Source organism: Massilia sp. YIM B02763, assembly GCF_030412015.1.
Classification (GTDB): Bacteria; Pseudomonadota; Gammaproteobacteria; order Burkholderiales; family Burkholderiaceae_D; genus Telluria.
In genome coordinates this window covers 153,791-169,368 of record NZ_JASNRD010000001.1, presented here as the reverse complement: position 1 = coordinate 169,368, position 15,578 = coordinate 153,791, and the positions used below count along the sequence as shown (strand labels likewise).

The window sequence follows — 15,578 nt, the reverse complement described above, 5'->3', positions numbered from 1 at the left end:
CGGCGTGCCTCCGGGCCCGCCGCCTTTTTTTCACTTCTGCTGAACGAGACTCGACGAGGATATTCCAGCGCATGAAGAAACCTGCCAAGAAAACCGCTACGCGCCTGCTCGGCCTGTGCGTCGCACTGGCCTTCGCCGCCGCCCACGCGGCCACCGAGATGCCCCGCATCGTCGCCAAGGACGGGCGCCACGCCCTGATGGTCGATGGCGCCCCTTATCTGATCCTGGGCGGACAAGCCCACAACTCCAGCAACTATCCCGCCGCGCTGCCCAAGGTCTGGGCCGCGCTGAAGGATGCCCACGCCAACACGCTCGAGATCCCCGTCGCCTGGGAGCAGATCGAACCGCGCGAAGGCACGTTCGATTTCTCCTACGTCGACACCCTGGTCCAGGAAGCGCGCAAGCTCGACATGCGGCTGGTGCTGCTGTGGTTCGGCACCTGGAAGAACACGGGCGCCGCCTACACGCCGGAATGGGTCAAGTTCGACAATGCACGGTTCCCGCGCATGATCGACAAGGACGGCAAGACCAGCTACAGCCATTCGCCGCACGGCGAAGCCACGCTGGCGGCCGACAAGAAGGCGTTCGTCGCGCTGATGGAGCACATCAAGCGCATCGACGGCGATAAAAAGACCATCATCATGGTGCAGGTCGAGAACGAGGTCGGCACCTATGGCGTCGCGCGCGACTATGGCGCGCGTGCGGAAAGCGCGTTCCGCCAGCCGGTGCCGGCCGCCGTGCTGGCCCGCCAGAAGCCGCCCGCATCGCATCCGCGGCAGGGCACGTGGGCCGAAGTCTACGGCGAGTACGCGGACCAGTACTTCCACGCCTGGGCGATCGCCAGCTACATCGAGGAAATCGCCAAGGCCGGCCGCGCCGTCTACGACCTGCCGATGTTCGTCAACAACGCCCTGCGCGACCCCGCCGGCGTGCAGCCGGGCGAGCAGGCCGCGCCGTGGAAGAAGGACTTCGCCAGCGGCGGCCCGACCCACGACGTGCTCGGCATCTGGCGCGCCGCGGCGCCGCACATCGAGTTCGCCGGCCCGGACATCTACATGCCGGAGTCGAACAAGGTCGACGCCATCCTGCGCCAGTTCCAGCGCCCGGACAATGCGCTGATGGTGCCGGAGATGGGCAATGCCGCCGGCTACGCGCGCTACGTCTACCAGATCATCGGCAAGGGCGCGCTGGGCGTGGCGCCGTTCGGCATCGACTATGCGGAGTACAGCAACTATCCGCTCGGCGCGAAGTTCACCGACAAGCGCATGGTCGAGCCGTTCGCGAAGATCTACGGCGTGTTCGCGCCGCTGCAGCGCCAGTGGGCGAAGTGGGCGTTCGAAGGCCGCACGTACGGCGTGTCCGAAGGCGACGACCGCGCGGCCCAGCACGTCGAGATGGACGGCTGGAAGGCGACGCTGTCGTTCCGCGAATTCCAGTTCGGCGAGCGCGAATACCTGCGCGACAAGAACGAGTACATGGCCGGCACCGAGCAGCCGTCCGGCGGCGTGGCCATCGCGCAGACGGGACCGAACGAGTTCGTGCTGATCGGCCAGCAGATCCGCGTCAAGCTGTCCGGCACGGGCGCCAATGCCGGCAAGCCCGCGATGTTCGCGCGCGTGGAGGAGGGACACTTCGACGCCAGGGGCAACTGGGTCATGGAGCGCAACTGGAACGGCGACCAGACGGATTACGGCCTGAACCTGCCGGCGACGCCGACGGTGCTCAAGGTCCGGATGGGCACGTACTGACCCGGTACGCACACACATGCCGTCGTCCCTGCGAAGGCAGGGACCCAATTTCTCGGGCAGCACGCAAGATTGGGCCCCTGCCTGCGCAAGGCCGACGGCGCAGCGCAACGACATCAAGGAGACAGACATATGCGATTGACCCGACTCGCCGCAGCCGCCATGCTGCTGGCCGCCGGCAGCCAGGCCCTGGCCGGCAGCTACCAGAAAACCGCCACCGGCATCGAGGTGACCCCGGACGCGGGCGCCGCCAAGGTGGTGCGCCTGAACCTGATGAGTGATAACATCGTCCAGGTGCTGAAACTCGACCAGGCCGGCAAGGCCTTGACGCCCTCGCTGATGACGGTGGCCAAGCCGTGCGGGTGCAGCTTCAGCGTGGATGCGAAAGGCGGCAGCGCCGGCACCGTGCGCCTGAAGGCGGCGAAGATCGCCGCCGAAGTGTCGCTCAAGGACGGGCAGGTGCGCTTCTTCGACGCCGCCGGCAAGGTCTTCCTGGCGCAGGCATCGGAAGCGATGGCGCCCGTCACGGTGGGCGGCAAGCCCTACCTGGCGATCAAGCAGGGCTTCAACCACGGCACGAAGGACGCCTACTACGGCCTGGGCCAGCACCAGAACGCCCAGATGAACTACAACGGCGAGGACGTGCTGCTGCAGCAGCACAATATGATCGCGGCCGTGCCCTTCGTCGTCTCGGACAAGAACTACGGCGTCCTGTGGGACAACAACGGCATCAGCCGATTCGGCGATCCCAAGCCCTATGCCTGGCTGTCGCGCGACCTGACGCTGACGGACGCCGACGGCAAGCCCGGCGGCCTGACGGCGCGCTACTATATCGACGGCAAGCTGGCGCTGACGCGCCAGGAAAAGGACATCAGCTACCAGTACCTGAAGGACCTGGCGGAATACTGGCCGAAGGAACTGCCCGCCATGAAGGACCTGGCGGGCAAGGACGTCAAGGTCGTCTGGGACGGCGCCATGGCGAGCCCGAAGGCAGGCGTGCACAAGATGCAGCTGTATTCCTCGGACTATGCCACGCTGTCCATCGACGGCAAGCAGGTCATGGACGTGTGGCGCCAGGGCTGGAACCCGTGGTACCACAACTTCGAGGTGAAGTTCGAGAAGGACAAGCCGGTCAAGCTGCACCTGGAATGGAAGGCGTCGGGCGGCATGGTGGCGATGACCCACAACGACCCGCTGCCCGCGCCGGAACGCCATTCGCTGACGATGTCGTCCGAGATCGCCGAGGCGATCAACTACTACGTGATCAGCGCCGACAGCATGGACCGCGTGATCGCCGGCTACCGCACCCTGACGGGCCAGGCGCCGATGATGCCCAAGTGGGCGTACGGCTTCTGGCAATCGCGCCAGCGCTACGAGACCCAGCAGCAGCTGCTCGACACGGTGGCCGAGTACCGCAAGCGCGGCTGGCCGCTCGATAACATCGTGCAGGACTGGTTCTACTGGCCGGAAGACGGCTGGGGTTCGCACGACTTCGACAAGGTCCGCTTCCCGGATCCGAAAGGCATGGTCGACGCCGTGCACAAGCAGCACGCCCGCATCATGATCTCCATCTGGGGCAAGTTCTACGCCAATACGGCGAACTACAAGGAACTGGCGTCCAAGGGATACATGTGGACGAAGAACGTGGAGGACGGCGCGCTGGACTGGGTCGGCCCCGGCTACAAGAACAGCCACTACGATCCGTACACGCAGGAAGCGCGCGACATCTACTACCGCCAGATCAAGAAGGTGGTGGACCTGGGCTTCGACGCCTGGTGGATGGACAATACGGAACCGGACGTGCTGTCGAACTCGCGCCTGGAAGACTTCAAGAAGCTGATCGGCCCCACCGTCTACGGCCCCGGCGAGATCACCTTCAATCCCTACAGCCTGGTGCACTCGGGCGGCATGGTCGCGCACCTGCGCCGCGACCAGCCGGATACGCGCCAGTTCATCCTGTCGCGCTCGGGCTTCGCCGGCATCCAGCGCAATTCCACGGCCGTCTGGAGCGGCGACACGGCGGGCCGCTGGAACAACTTGTACGACCAGATCGCGTCGGGCGTGAACATGTCGATGTCGGGCATTCCGAACTGGACCCACGACATCGGCGGCTATGCGCAGGAAAACCGCTTCCAGAGCGGCGACGTGGGCTCGGCCCAGGAGAACCGCGCGACGACGTCGAACCAGGCCAAGCCGGAAGACATGCGCGAATGGCGTGAACTGAACTGGCGCTGGTTCCAGTTCGGCGCGTTCTCGCCGCTGTTCCGTTCACACGGCGAAGTCGTCAAGCGCGAGATCTACAATATCGCCGGCGACGACGCGGCCATGCGCGACAATCTGGTCCGTTACCTGAAGCTGCGCTACCAGCTGATGCCCTATATTTACACGATGGCGGCTGACACCCACTACAACTCGGGCACGATGATGCGCGGCCTCGTGATGGACTTCCCGCACGACGAGCGCGTCAAGGACATCAAGGACCAGTACATGTTCGGCCCCGCCTTCATGGTGGCGCCGGTGACGAGCTACGAGGCGCGCAAGCGCGCGGTGGTATTCCCGGCCGGCGCCGACTGGGTCGACTTCGACACGGGTATGCGCCACAAAGGCGGTACCACGGCCGCCGTCGATGCGCCGCTCGACCGCATTCCCGTTTTCCTGCGCGTGGGCAGCATCGTGACGACGGGACCCGTGACGCAGTACGTGGACGAGAAGCCGGATGCGCCGATCGTGCTGCAGGTCGTCGCCGGCGCCAGCGGCCAGGCCAGCCTGTACGAGGACGACGGCGTCAGCAACGCCTATGAGCGCGGCGAGGCGAGCCGCATTCCCGTCAGCTACGACGACAAGGCGGGCACGGTGACCATCGGCGCGCGCGCCGGCCAGTACAAGGGCATGGTCGCCAAGCGCCAGTTCAAGGTGCGCGTGCTGCGCCAGGGCGTGGTGCCGGCGGCGGACCTGGATGCGGCCGACAAGACCGTCGACTACGACGGCAAGCCGGTGACGATCAAGCTGTAATCGCAAGATGGCAACGCAGCCCGGTCGCGCAGGCGGCCGGGTTGTTCACTTCGAAGGAATAGCATGAAGACTACCCTGAACACCTGCGCCGCGCTGCTGGCGGGCCTGCTGTACGCCGGTTCCGCCTTCGCGGCCACGCAAGTCGCACCGAGCGACAAGAACCTGCAATACACGGGCCGCATCGACTTCGCCGACCCGCAGGCGCCCGTCATCTCCTGGCCCGCGACCCAGATCGCCGGCAACTTCACGGGCACCTCGCTGTCCGTGACGCTGGACGACGAGCGTGGCCTGAATTACTTCAACGTGATCATCGACGGCCAGGACGCGAGCCCGCTGATCCTGCAGGCCGCCAAGGGCAGCCAGACCTACGAGGTCGCGCAAGGCCTTGCGCCTGGCAAGCACAGCTTCCTGATCTTCAAGCGCACCGAGGGCGAGGAGGGGACGACCACGTTCCGCGGCCTGGCGCTGGACGACGGCGCGACCCTGCTGGCGCCGCCGCCGCGCCCGAAGCGCCATATCGAATTCTTCGGCGACTCGATCACGAGCGGCATGGGCAACGAGGCGCCGTTCAACGGCGACGATGCCGTCAAGCGCGACAAGAACAGCTACCTGTCGTACGCGGCCATCACGGCGCGCAAGCTGAACGCGGAACTGCACATGACGACACAGAGCGGCATCGGTGTGATGATCAGCTGGTTCCCGTTCACCATGCCGGACTTCTACGACCAGCTCAGTGCCGTCGGCGACAACGACACGCAGTGGGACTTCAAGCGCTGGACGCCGGACGTGGTCGTCGTCAACCTGATGCAGAACGACTCCTGGCTCATCGGCCGCGACCACAAGCTGCAGCCGGAGCCGGACGACGAGGGCCGCATCGCCGCCTACCGCAAGTTCGTCACGCGCGTGCGCCAGCTCTACCCGAACGCCTACATCGTGTGCGCGCTGGGCAGCATGGACGCCACGCGGCCTGGCTCCCCATGGCCCGGCTACGTGAAGACGGCGGTGGAGCGCATGCGCAAGGAAGACGGGGACAAGCGCATCGACACGGTGTTCTTCCCGTTCACGGGCTATGGTCATCACCCGCGCGTGTTCCAGCACCAGCAGAACGCGCAGAAGCTGACGGCGTTCATCAAGCAGAAGATGGGGTGGTAGAGACAGCGCGAACTTGACCAACGTCGTCCCTGCGCAGGCAGGGACCCGGTTTCCGTATGCGCCAACGCGGCGCCAGCAACATTGGGTCCCTGCCTTCGCAGGGACGACGGTTTCCAGGTCAGCGTTCCAGCACCTGCAACGCCGCCGCCACGTACACGAGCGGCGCATTCCAGTTGATCGCCACCTCGTTGCTCGCATAGCTGCACGCGTCGTCCAGCCAGGACAGCGCCGGCGCCTGCGCCGCGTACGCCGCCTTGCAATCCTTCGCGTCCTGCTGGCCCGGATTGGGGCCGCCCACCAGCCAGCCCGGCACCGGCGCGGCAATCCCGTCGGCCACCGACGGGCGGTGGTGCGGATGCATGGCGGAACGGGTGCCGAAGCCCGTCACGTACGAGACCGCTAGTGGATTGCGACCCAGCGTGTAGTCGAGCGCGGACTGGGCCGCGTCGAGATAGTCGCGCTTGCCCGTGATGCGGTAAGCCTGCACCAGCATCACGCCCTGGTTCAGCACGACGGCATTGCTGCCCCAGATGAAGTCCTTGCCGGCCATCGCCAGGCGGTAGGGCGATGCCTGCCAGCGCGCCAGCAGCGTGTCCGCGGCCGCCACGATCTGGCGCCGCGCCGCCGCCGCATCCTCGGGCAGCCGTTCCTGCTGGCCGGCGAGCGTGATCCAGCCGAGGGCGCGCACGTCGCCCCAGTCGGGTTCCGTCTTGCGCGCGCTGCCGGCCGCCTGGGCCGCCTGGGCCGGATCCCGGTATTCGGCCTTGCCCGTGGCGGCCAGCAGTTCGGCGGCGGCCCAGGCGAATTCGTCGTCCAGCTTGTCGTCGCCGTATTCCCCCGTCTTGACGTCGGCCGGCTGGCGGTAGCGCACGGCGGGGTGGGCGACGGCCCAGCGCCATGCGCTTTCCGCCTGGGCAAGCCAGCGCTGCGAACGTCCCGGCGCCTTGCCGTCGAAGCGCGCAAGCACGCGGCTGGCCGCGGCCAGCGTGGCGGCGAAGTCGAGGGCGGCCGCCGTCGTCTTCTGCACCACGTAGCGCGGCGCCGTCGCTTTGTCGGGCATCACCATGCCGTCGAACGACAAGTTGGTCAGCTTGTGGTACACGCCGCCGTCCCCGGGGTCCTGCATGGTGGCCAGCCAGTCCAGGTTCCACAGCGTTTCGTTGACGAGGTCGGGCAGGCCGTTGCCGCTTTCCGGCAGGTCGAGCGCAAGCTTGTCGAACCACGCCGGGAAGTGCTCGTAGGCGGCCAGCAGCGTGTACGTACTGATGCCCGAGTTGACGACATATTTGTTGTAGTCGCCGGCGTCGTACCAGCCTTTCGGGCTGGCGATGACGGTGCCGGCAGGACGCTTGGCGGAGGCGGCCGACGGGTGGACGAGGACCCGGTCGTCGGGATGGCCGGCCGGGCGCGCCCAGGCGCCGGCCACGCGCGCATCGAGCGCGATGCCGGCGCGGTTGTGCGTATAGGCGCGGATGGCGCCGGCGTCGAGGAGACGGTAGGCGTCCGGCGATATCGGGAATGGCGTGGAATCGGGCACGCCGGCCACGGCGATGCGGTAGGTACCGGCCGCGCGCAGGGCCGACAGGTCGGCCGTGCGCACGGCGAGGCCGGACGCGTCCCACGTCGCCGCCTTGCCCAGCGGGCCCTCGAGCACGACCTTGCCGGCGGCATCCTTCACCTGGAAGCGCCCGGCCGCCGTCGCCGGTACCATCGCGAGCTTTCGGGAACCGGGCAGGAAGCCCAGCTGGTTGACCTGGATGGCGTCGGCGGCATGGGCCGCGTGGGTGGCCTCGGCGGCGCCGAGCAGCAAGGCGCACGCGGCGAGCAGGCGCGGACGGGAAGGGATCATGCGGTCTCCTGGTATCGTTATGGTGAAATCGATTTCTTCATCAACGATACCGGCCGCATGAAGCCTGGTCAACCGGCGCGCGCGCCGCGCCGAACCTGCGCTCAGCGTCCCTTTGAAGGCTTGGCGCGCGCATCGAGCCAGCGCACCGTGGCCGCGGCCAGCGCGATACGGTGGTCGGCGAACGCGTGGTCCGACGGCAGCGTGATCGACTGCAGCTGCGCGCCCGGCCTGGACTTGACGGCCGCCACCACGGGCGCGAGGCCGGGTGCCAGGCCGCGCTGGGCGCCGATCACGAGCAGGGGCTTGCGCGCCAGGCCGTCGGCGAAACCGGCCAGGTCCCAGTCGTCCGCATGGGCCTCGACTTCGCGCATCAGGGCGGCGGCGTCGGTGCCCGCGAGGCTGGTGCCGAAATCCTCGCCCATGGCGGCGATGCGGTCCTGGCGCGTTTCCGGATGGGCGCGCACTTCCTTGCCCGAGGCGCCGATATTCCAGGGATCCAGCAGGACGGCGCCGGCGACGTCGTCATGGGTGGCGGCGTAGCGCGCGGCGAAGAAGCCGCCCATGCTGTGGCCGGCGACGACGATGCGCCGGGTGTCGATCTGGAAGCGGCGCACGTTCTCGTCCTGCTCCAGGTAAGCCATGGCGGCATCGACGTCGTCGCCGGCGCCGGCCAGCGAGAAGCGCCCGGCCGAACCCCAACTGCCGCGGTAGTGCAGCGTCAGCACGTTCCAGCCGGCGCGGCGCGCGGCCTGCGCCAGGTCCAGGTTCTGCTCGTTGCCGGGCAGGCCGTGCAGCAGCAGCATGGTCGGCTTCGGGCCGCTGCCGGCGGCCAGCATGAACAGCGCGTTCATGCCGCTGCCCTGGTTCAGGATCAGCACCTGGCGGTTGGCCGCGGGATGCCGCGCATCGGGCGCGGGATCGGCGACGACGCCGCGCGGGATCACGGGCGAAGCGGCCGGCGCGGCGTGGACGGCCAGGGAAACGGAAGCTGTCAAGACGGCGAGGGCGAGGAGCTGGCGCATGCGGGAAGGTCCTGTCGGGTTGGCGATCCGTCCATGATACGGCCATTCGTGGCCGCGTATCCAGTGCGGCGATTGCATGATCGGCATGGTTCGGGGAATAATCGAGCCATCGGACCACGGAGACAGACGCTTGAAACCACCCCTTCGTTTACTTGCGCTGCTGTGCGGCGCGCTCCTCGCCGCGGGACCATCGGCCGCCGCCGACGCCGCCGACGCCGCAGCCGACCGCTTCGACGTCGCCGTCACCGTCGACGACCTGCCCGTGCACGGGCCGCTGCCGCGCGGCCTGACGCGCGGCGGCATCGCCCAGTCCTATATCAACACGCTGAAACGCCACGGCGTACCCGAGGCCTATGGCTTCGTCAACGGCAAGGGCCTGCGCGAGCACCCCGGCAGCGCCGAGGTACTGGTGCGCTGGCGCCAGGCCGGCTACCCGCTGGGCAACCACACGTTCAGCCACCTTGGTTTGTCGCAGGCCCCGTCGCTGCAGGCCTGGCTGGACGACGCCGCCGCCAACGAGGCCCTGCTGGGCGAGCGCATGGGCGAGGACGACTGGCACTGGCTGCGCTATCCCTTCCTCGACGCGGGCGGCAAGGGGGAGCGCCACGACCAGGCGCTGGCGCGCCTGAAGGCGCAGGGCTACCGCGTGGCCGACGTGGCGCTCGGCTTCGACGACTGGGCCTATACGGATGCGTACGCGCGCTGCCTGGACAAGGGCGATGCGGGCGCCGTCGAGAAGATGAAGGCGGACTACCTGCGCCGCATCGACGAGCAGATCGCCCGCAACAAGGCGCTGTCGGAGCGGCTGTATGGACGGATGGTGCCGCAGGTGCTGCTGACCCACCTGGGGGCCTGGAGCGCGGCGACGCTGCCGGCCGTGCTGGACCGGCTCGACGCGGCCGGGGCGCGCTATGTGACCCTGGCCCAGGCGCAGGCGGATGCGGCCTACCGCGACGACAGCCCGGGTGCCGGCAACGGGGCGCTCATGGAGCGCAAGGCACAGGAGCGGCGCACCGACCTGGACGGCGTTCCGGTGGTCACGCCTGTCGGCGACCACGGCCAGCTGTGCCGCTGAACCCGCCCATGCATCAGACAGTTTGATGATATCGATATAACGGGGCATGCAGGGCCCGCGCCCGCATGCCCCGCGCGGGCCGCCAGCACGGATTTTTGCATGTCGATGCTCGAAAACCTTCGTTGCCGGCCGGGTCGCGCGTGACTACGCTGGGCGCTCCAGGACTCATCCGCGAGCACCCATGTCCGCCGTACTGAACACCCGCCAGCATTTCGCCATTCGACCCTTCGACGCGCCGCTGGGCGCCGAGGTCCTCGGTCTCGACCTGTCGCTGCCCATCGACGACGCCGACTTCGCGCGCCTGCACCGCGCCCACCTGGTGCACCACGTGCTGGTGTTCCGCGAGCAGCACATCACGCCCGCCCAGCAGGTCGCATTCAGCCGCCGCTTCGGCCCCCTGCAGATCCACGTGCTGCGCCAGTTCCAGCTGCCCACCCAGCCGGAAGTGCTGGTGGTGTCGAACATCCGCGAGAACGGCCAGCCCATCGGCCTGGGCGACGCCGGCCACTTCTGGCATTCGGACCTGTCGTACAAGGAAAAGCCGAGCCTGGGCTCGATGCTGCATGCCCAGGAATTGCCGCAGGATGGCGGCGACACGCTGTTCGCCAACCAGCACACGGCCTGGGACCGCCTGCCGGCCCACCTGAAGCGCGCCATCGAACACGCGCAGGCCGAGCACAGCTACCTGTGCCGCTACGCCGACCTGCAGAAGAAGAACCCGTGGCGGCCGAACCTGACGCAGGCGCAGATCGACGAGGTGAAGCCCGTCGTGCACCCGGTCGTGCGCACGCATCCGGAAACGGGCCGCCGCGCGCTGCTCGTCAGCGAGCATTTCACGACCCGCATCGTGGGTTTGCCGGACGACGAGAGCCGCGACCTGCTCGACCAGCTGTTCGACCACGGCACGCGTCCCGAGCATATCTATCGCCACAAGTGGCAGCCGCAGGACATGGTGTTCTGGGATAACCGCTCGCTCATGCACCTGGCGGCCGGCTGCCCGGACGACCAGCGCCGCAAGCTGTACCGCACGACGATCGAAGGCGACGTGCCGTTCTGACACCGAATCGACAAGGAACCCAATGCGTGTGATCTTCAAGAAGCTGGGCGCGGCCGCGGTGCTGGCCGCCATGTTCTCCGCCTCGTTTGCCCCCGCCTCGGCGCAGGCCGAAGGCCAGTTGCGCATCGCGCAGCAGTTCGGCGTGGTGTACCTGTTGCTGAACGTGGCCCAGGACCAGAAGCTGATCGAGAAGCACGGCCGGAAGCAGGGCGTGCCCATCAAGGTCGAGTGGATCCAGCTCTCGGGCGGCAATGCCGTCAACGACGCGCTGCTGTCCGGCGCAATCGACGTGGCCGGCGCCGGCGTCGGCCCGCTGCTGACGATCTGGGACCGCACGAAAGGGCGCCAGAACGTCAAGGGCGTGGCTTCGCTCGGCAACTTCCCGTACTACCTCGTCTCGACCAACCCGAACGTGAAGACGATCGCCGATTTCACGGACAAGGACCGCATCGCGCTGCCCGCGGTGACGGTCTCGGTGCAGGCGCGCATCCTGCAGATGGCCGCGGCCAAGCGCTGGGGCACGGGAGAATTCGCGAGACTGGATCGCTTGACACAGGCGGTGCCGCATCCGGACGCCGCCGCGGCCATCATCAAGGGCGGCACCGAAATCAACGGCCACTTCGCCACGCCGCCGTTCCAGGACCAGGAACTGGCCGGCAATCCGGCTGCCCACGTCGTGCTCGATTCCTACGAAGTGCAGGGCGGGCCCAGTTCGTCGACGGTGCTGTACGCCACCGAGGAGTACGTCAAGGAGAACCCCAAGACCTACCGCGCTTTCGTCGACGCGCTGGACGAGGCGGCGAAGCTGGTGGCCGCCAACCCGGAACTGGCCGCCGACGCCTACCTGCGCGTGACGAAGGCGAAGATCGACCGCGCCTTGCTGCTGAAGGTCGTCACCGATCCTAAGAACCAGTTCAAGGTGGCGCCGCAGAACACGCTGGGCCTGGCGCATTTCATGGGGCAGGCCGGCGCGATCCGCAACAAGCCGGCGAGCTGGCGCGACTATTTCTTTGCGCACCCGGCGCTGGCCTCGGGCAGTTGAACCGTCGGTGCGGGAACAGGAGGCTTCATGACCGTCTTACCCTTCCAGGTCGTCCAGAACGAACCGCTGCTGCGCGCGCGCGGCGTGACCATCGAGTTTCCGTCCGACCGGGGGACGGTGCGGGCCACCCAGGACGTGAGCTTCGACGTCTGTCGCGGCGACCGCTTCGTGCTGCTCGGGCCCTCGGGCTGCGGCAAGTCCACGCTGCTCAAGGCCGTCGGCGGCTTCATCGCGCCGCGCGCGGGCAGCCTGGCGCTGGACGGCCGGCCGGTCGCGGGACCGGGGCCGGACCGCATCGTCGTGTTCCAGGAGTTCGACCAGCTGCCGCCCTGGAAGACGGTCAGGCAGAACGTCATGTTCCCGCTGCTGGCGACGGGGGTGCCGAAGCGCGAGGCCGAGGCGCGCGCGCTGCACTGGATCGGCAAGGTCGGCCTGGGCCGCTTCGACGACGCCTATCCGCACACGCTGTCCGGCGGCATGAAGGCGCGCGTGGCCATTGCCCGCGCGCTGGCGATGCAGCCCGAGATCCTGCTGATGGACGAGCCGTTCGCCGCGCTCGATGCCCTGACGCGCCGGCGCATGCAGGAAGAATTGCAGGCGCTGTGGGAGGAGGCGACGTTCACCATGCTGTTCGTGACCCACTCGATCGAGGAAGCGCTGGTGGTGGGCAACCGCATCCTGCTGCTGTCGCCGCATCCGGGGCGGGTGCGGGCCGAGATCAACAGCCACCAGTTCGGCCTGCACAGCGCGGGCGGCCCCGAGTTCCAGGCCGCCGCGGCGCGCATCCACCGCTTGCTGTTCGGCGACGAGGGCGCGGCCGGCGCGCCTGTCGGCGGCGCCGGCGCGGCCCAGGCGGTGCAGCCATGAGCGCGCAGTGGGATCCGCCGATCCGGCCCGAAATCGAATTGCCGGCGGCCGCGCTGGCCTTCACGGCGGCGCCGGACGCGCTCCAGCCGTTCACGCCGGCCCAGCGCTTGGTCCGGTTTGGCTGGCTGCGCAAGGGCGCGCTGCTGCTGGTGCTCGCCGTCGTGTGGGAACTGGCGGCGCGCTGGACCGACAACGACCTGCTGCTGCCCGGCGCGCTGCAGACGGCGCGCGCCTTCGCCGAAGGCATCGTCTCGGGCGAGCTGCCGCGCTACGTGGGCGTGTCGCTTGGGGTACTGGTGCAGGGCTACGTGGCCGGTGTCGCCGCCGCCTTCGTCCTGACCTCGCTGGCGATCTCCAGCCGCGTGGGGCGCGATCTGCTGGAGACGTTGACCGCGATGTTCAACCCGCTGCCGGCGATCGCGCTGCTGCCGCTGGCGCTGTTGTGGTTCGGCCTGGGCAAGGGCAGCCTGGTCTTCGTGCTGATGCATTCCGTGACCTGGCCGCTGGCGCTGTCCACCTACGCGGGCTTTCGGGCCGTGCCCGAGACGCTGCGCATGGCCGGCCGCAACTACGGCTTCAAGGGCGTGCGCATGGTCGCGCAGATCCTCGTGCCGGCGGCGCTGCCGGCCATCCTGTCGGGCCTGAAGATCGGCTGGGCCTTCGCCTGGCGCACCCTGATCGCGGCCGAACTCGTGTTCGGCGCCACGTCCGGCAAGGGCGGCCTGGGCTGGTACATCTTCCAGAGCCGGAACGAATTGTTCACCGACCGCGTGTTCGCCGGGCTGGCCGCCGTGATCCTGATCGGCCTGCTGTTCGAGAACATCGTGTTCCAGCACATCGAGCGCCTGACGGTGCGCCGCTGGGGCATGCAGAGGTAAACCGGCAATTTTTCCAAGGGGGTTGTGCCTGGTCCCGGCCGCCGCGAGGCGTCCGGGACATTTTTTTGGTCGGCCGGGTGCGATTGCGCATCCGATCCGTATGGGTTAGCATCGGTGCCCCCAGCAATCCCGCCGTGCCGCCACCAACGATGACCTTCCTGAACGTCCCCTACGCCGAAAAAGACGAAGCCCGCGCCCTGGGCGCACGCTGGAATCCGGGCCGCAAGCGCTGGTACGTGCCGACGGGCGTCGCGCTGGATCCGTTCGAGAAGTGGCTGGCCAAGGACGGCGCCCCGGCCTCCGCGGGCGCGGGGCGCAAGGACAGCGCGGCGGCCAAGCTCGCCGTCGGCGCCAACTACGTCGAACTGGCGCACGACTGCAATCCCTTCGAACCCTGCGCCACCTGCGCGGCGGAACTGGCGGGCACGCCATGGACGGCGGCGCGCGCGAGCCTGCTGGACGCCGTCGCCAGCCTCAAGCGAGGCCGCTGAGCCGGTTTATTTGCGTACGACGTTCAGCACCGCCAGGCTCATGGCCTGGGCCGCCGTCTTGATCGACGGTTCCGGCACCGGTGCGTAGAACGGCGAATGGTTGAAGGCGAGGGGCTTGCCGCCCGGCGCCTCGGCTGCCGCCACGTCCTTCGGGTCGTACACGCCCGTAAAGAAGAACATCGACGGGATGCCCTCGTCGGCATAGGCGGAAAAATCCTCGCTGGCCGTCATGGCCGGCATGCGCCTGGCGTTTTCCGGGCCGAAGGCGTCGCGGAACACGGCTTCGGTGCGCCGCACCAGGTCCGCATCGTTGACGATCGCCTTGCCGCCGGCGACCAGCTCGACGCCGGGTGCCGGGGCGCCGGCCATCATGGCCGAGGCCTCGGCCACGCGCCGCACCCCGGCCAGCAGCTTGTCGCGCACCTGCGGGCTGTAGGAGCGGATGGTGCCGCGCACCTGCACGCTGTCCGGGATGATGTTGCCCACCGTGCCGCCCTGGATCGCGCCGATGGTCACCACGCCGAACTCCTTCGGATCCTTCTCGCGGCTGACGACGGTCTGCACGTCGACGACGAAGCGCGCCGCGATGGCGATGGGATCGATGGCCTTGTCCGGCGCCGAGCCGTGCCCGCCGCGGCCCTTGAACACGATCTCGATCGCATCCGAATTCGACGACACGGGACCGGCCTCGAAGCCGACCGTCCCATAGGCCAGCGGCCAGGAATGCAGCGCGAACGCATAGTCCGGCTTCGGGAAGCGCGTCAGCAGGCCGTCGTCGAGCATGGCGCGCGCACCGGACACGGTTTCCTCGGCAGGCTGGGCGATGAAGACCAGCGTGCCCTGCCACTGTCTCTTCAGTTCGGCCAGCGTGCGCGCGGCGCCCAGCCAGCTGGCCATGTGCACGTCGTGACCGCAGCTGTGGGTGGTGTAGGTCTCGTGCCCGCCGCTGTCGGCCCGTGCCCGGCTGGCATACGGCAGGCCCGTCTTTTCTTCCATCGGCAGGCCGTCCAGCTCCGTGCGCACCAGCACGGTCGGTCCGCTGCCGTTGCGCAGCACGGCAACGATGCCGGTCTTGCCTACTTTTTCCGTGACCGTGAAGCCCAGCTTGCGCATCTCGCCGGCGAGCTTGGCCGCCGTGCGCGTTTCCTGGAAGGCGATCTCGGGGTGCGCATGCAAGTCCTTGTAGACGCCGTCGAGCCAGGGGTACATGCCGTCAACCCGCGCCGCCACCTGCTGCTTGAGCGGCGCGGCGCCGGCGGCCGGTTGGGCGTGCGCTTCCGTGCCCAGCGCGCACGCCAGTGCAAGGAGGATGGCAATGCGACGGCGGCATGCGGTGGTGGTCAAGTCAGTTCTCCGGAAGCGATGGCAAGTTTGCCAAGATTAGCACG

12 protein-coding genes are annotated in these 15,578 nt (G+C 68.3%); 9 read left to right on the top strand and 3 right to left on the bottom strand.

Annotated features, from left to right (window positions below):
• Positions 1–71: 71 nt before the first annotated feature.
• The 3 genes from QPK32_RS00720 to QPK32_RS00710 all read left to right on the top strand — a co-directional run bounded on the left by QPK32_RS00720 (position 72) and on the right by QPK32_RS00710 (position 5,909).
• Positions 72–1,748 (top strand): DUF5597 domain-containing protein, encoded by a 1,677-nt coding sequence (locus QPK32_RS00720; protein WP_290410864.1) that lies wholly within the window; start codon positions 72–74, stop codon positions 1,746–1,748.
• Positions 1,749–1,877: 129 nt separating this feature from the next.
• Positions 1,878–4,757: a TIM-barrel domain-containing protein gene (locus tag QPK32_RS00715; RefSeq protein WP_290410863.1), complete on the top strand. Its 2,880-nt coding sequence runs from the start codon at positions 1,878–1,880 to the stop codon at positions 4,755–4,757.
• Between the two features lie 63 nt (positions 4,758–4,820).
• Positions 4,821–5,909, top strand: a complete 1,089-nt coding sequence (locus QPK32_RS00710; protein ID WP_290410862.1) for an SGNH/GDSL hydrolase family protein — start codon at positions 4,821–4,823, stop codon at positions 5,907–5,909.
• A 118-nt stretch (positions 5,910–6,027) separates the two neighbouring features.
• On the opposite strand, the gene QPK32_RS00705 is transcribed toward QPK32_RS00710, so the two are convergent.
• The gene (locus QPK32_RS00705) at positions 6,028–7,758 is read right to left on the bottom strand and encodes a glycoside hydrolase family 9 protein (RefSeq protein WP_290410861.1); all 1,731 of its coding nucleotides are present in this window, start codon (positions 7,756–7,758) and stop codon (positions 6,028–6,030) included.
• Between the two features lie 101 nt (positions 7,759–7,859).
• Positions 7,860–8,780, bottom strand: coding sequence for a S9 family peptidase (locus QPK32_RS00700; protein WP_290410860.1), 921 nt, complete (start codon positions 8,778–8,780; stop codon positions 7,860–7,862).
• Positions 8,781–8,910: 130 nt separating this feature from the next.
• On the opposite strand from QPK32_RS00700, the gene QPK32_RS00695 reads away from it, so the two are divergent.
• The 6 genes from QPK32_RS00695 (at position 8,911) to QPK32_RS00670 (ending at position 14,190) form a co-directional block, all read left to right on the top strand.
• Positions 8,911–9,855 carry a polysaccharide deacetylase family protein gene (locus QPK32_RS00695; RefSeq protein ID WP_290410859.1) on the top strand — a complete coding sequence of 315 codons (945 nt, stop codon included), beginning with the start codon at positions 8,911–8,913 and terminating at the stop codon, positions 9,853–9,855.
• 181 nt (positions 9,856–10,036) lie between these two features.
• Positions 10,037–10,912: a TauD/TfdA family dioxygenase gene (locus QPK32_RS00690; RefSeq protein ID WP_290410858.1), complete on the top strand. Its 876-nt coding sequence runs from the start codon at positions 10,037–10,039 to the stop codon at positions 10,910–10,912.
• 70 nt (positions 10,913–10,982) lie between these two features.
• On the top strand, positions 10,983–11,954 hold the full coding sequence (locus tag QPK32_RS00685; RefSeq protein ID WP_290411377.1) for an ABC transporter substrate-binding protein: 972 nt from the start codon (positions 10,983–10,985) through the stop codon (positions 11,952–11,954).
• Between the two features lie 27 nt (positions 11,955–11,981).
• Positions 11,982–12,821, top strand: a complete 840-nt coding sequence (locus QPK32_RS00680; RefSeq protein WP_290410857.1) for an ABC transporter ATP-binding protein — start codon at positions 11,982–11,984, stop codon at positions 12,819–12,821.
• The gene (locus tag QPK32_RS00675) at positions 12,818–13,699 is read left to right on the top strand and encodes an ABC transporter permease (RefSeq protein ID WP_290410856.1); all 882 of its coding nucleotides are present in this window, start codon (positions 12,818–12,820) and stop codon (positions 13,697–13,699) included. Before QPK32_RS00680 ends, QPK32_RS00675 begins: the two co-directional genes overlap by 4 nt.
• 134 nt (positions 13,700–13,833) lie before the next feature.
• Complete coding sequence (locus tag QPK32_RS00670; protein WP_290410855.1) at positions 13,834–14,190, top strand: DUF5710 domain-containing protein; 357 nt, start codon at positions 13,834–13,836, stop codon at positions 14,188–14,190.
• 6 nt (positions 14,191–14,196) lie between these two features.
• Here QPK32_RS00670 and QPK32_RS00665 read toward each other — a convergent pair whose 3' ends face one another.
• Positions 14,197–15,534 (bottom strand): amidohydrolase, encoded by a 1,338-nt coding sequence (locus QPK32_RS00665; protein WP_374046678.1) that lies wholly within the window; start codon positions 15,532–15,534, stop codon positions 14,197–14,199.
• Between the last annotated feature and the right edge of the window lie 44 nt (positions 15,535–15,578).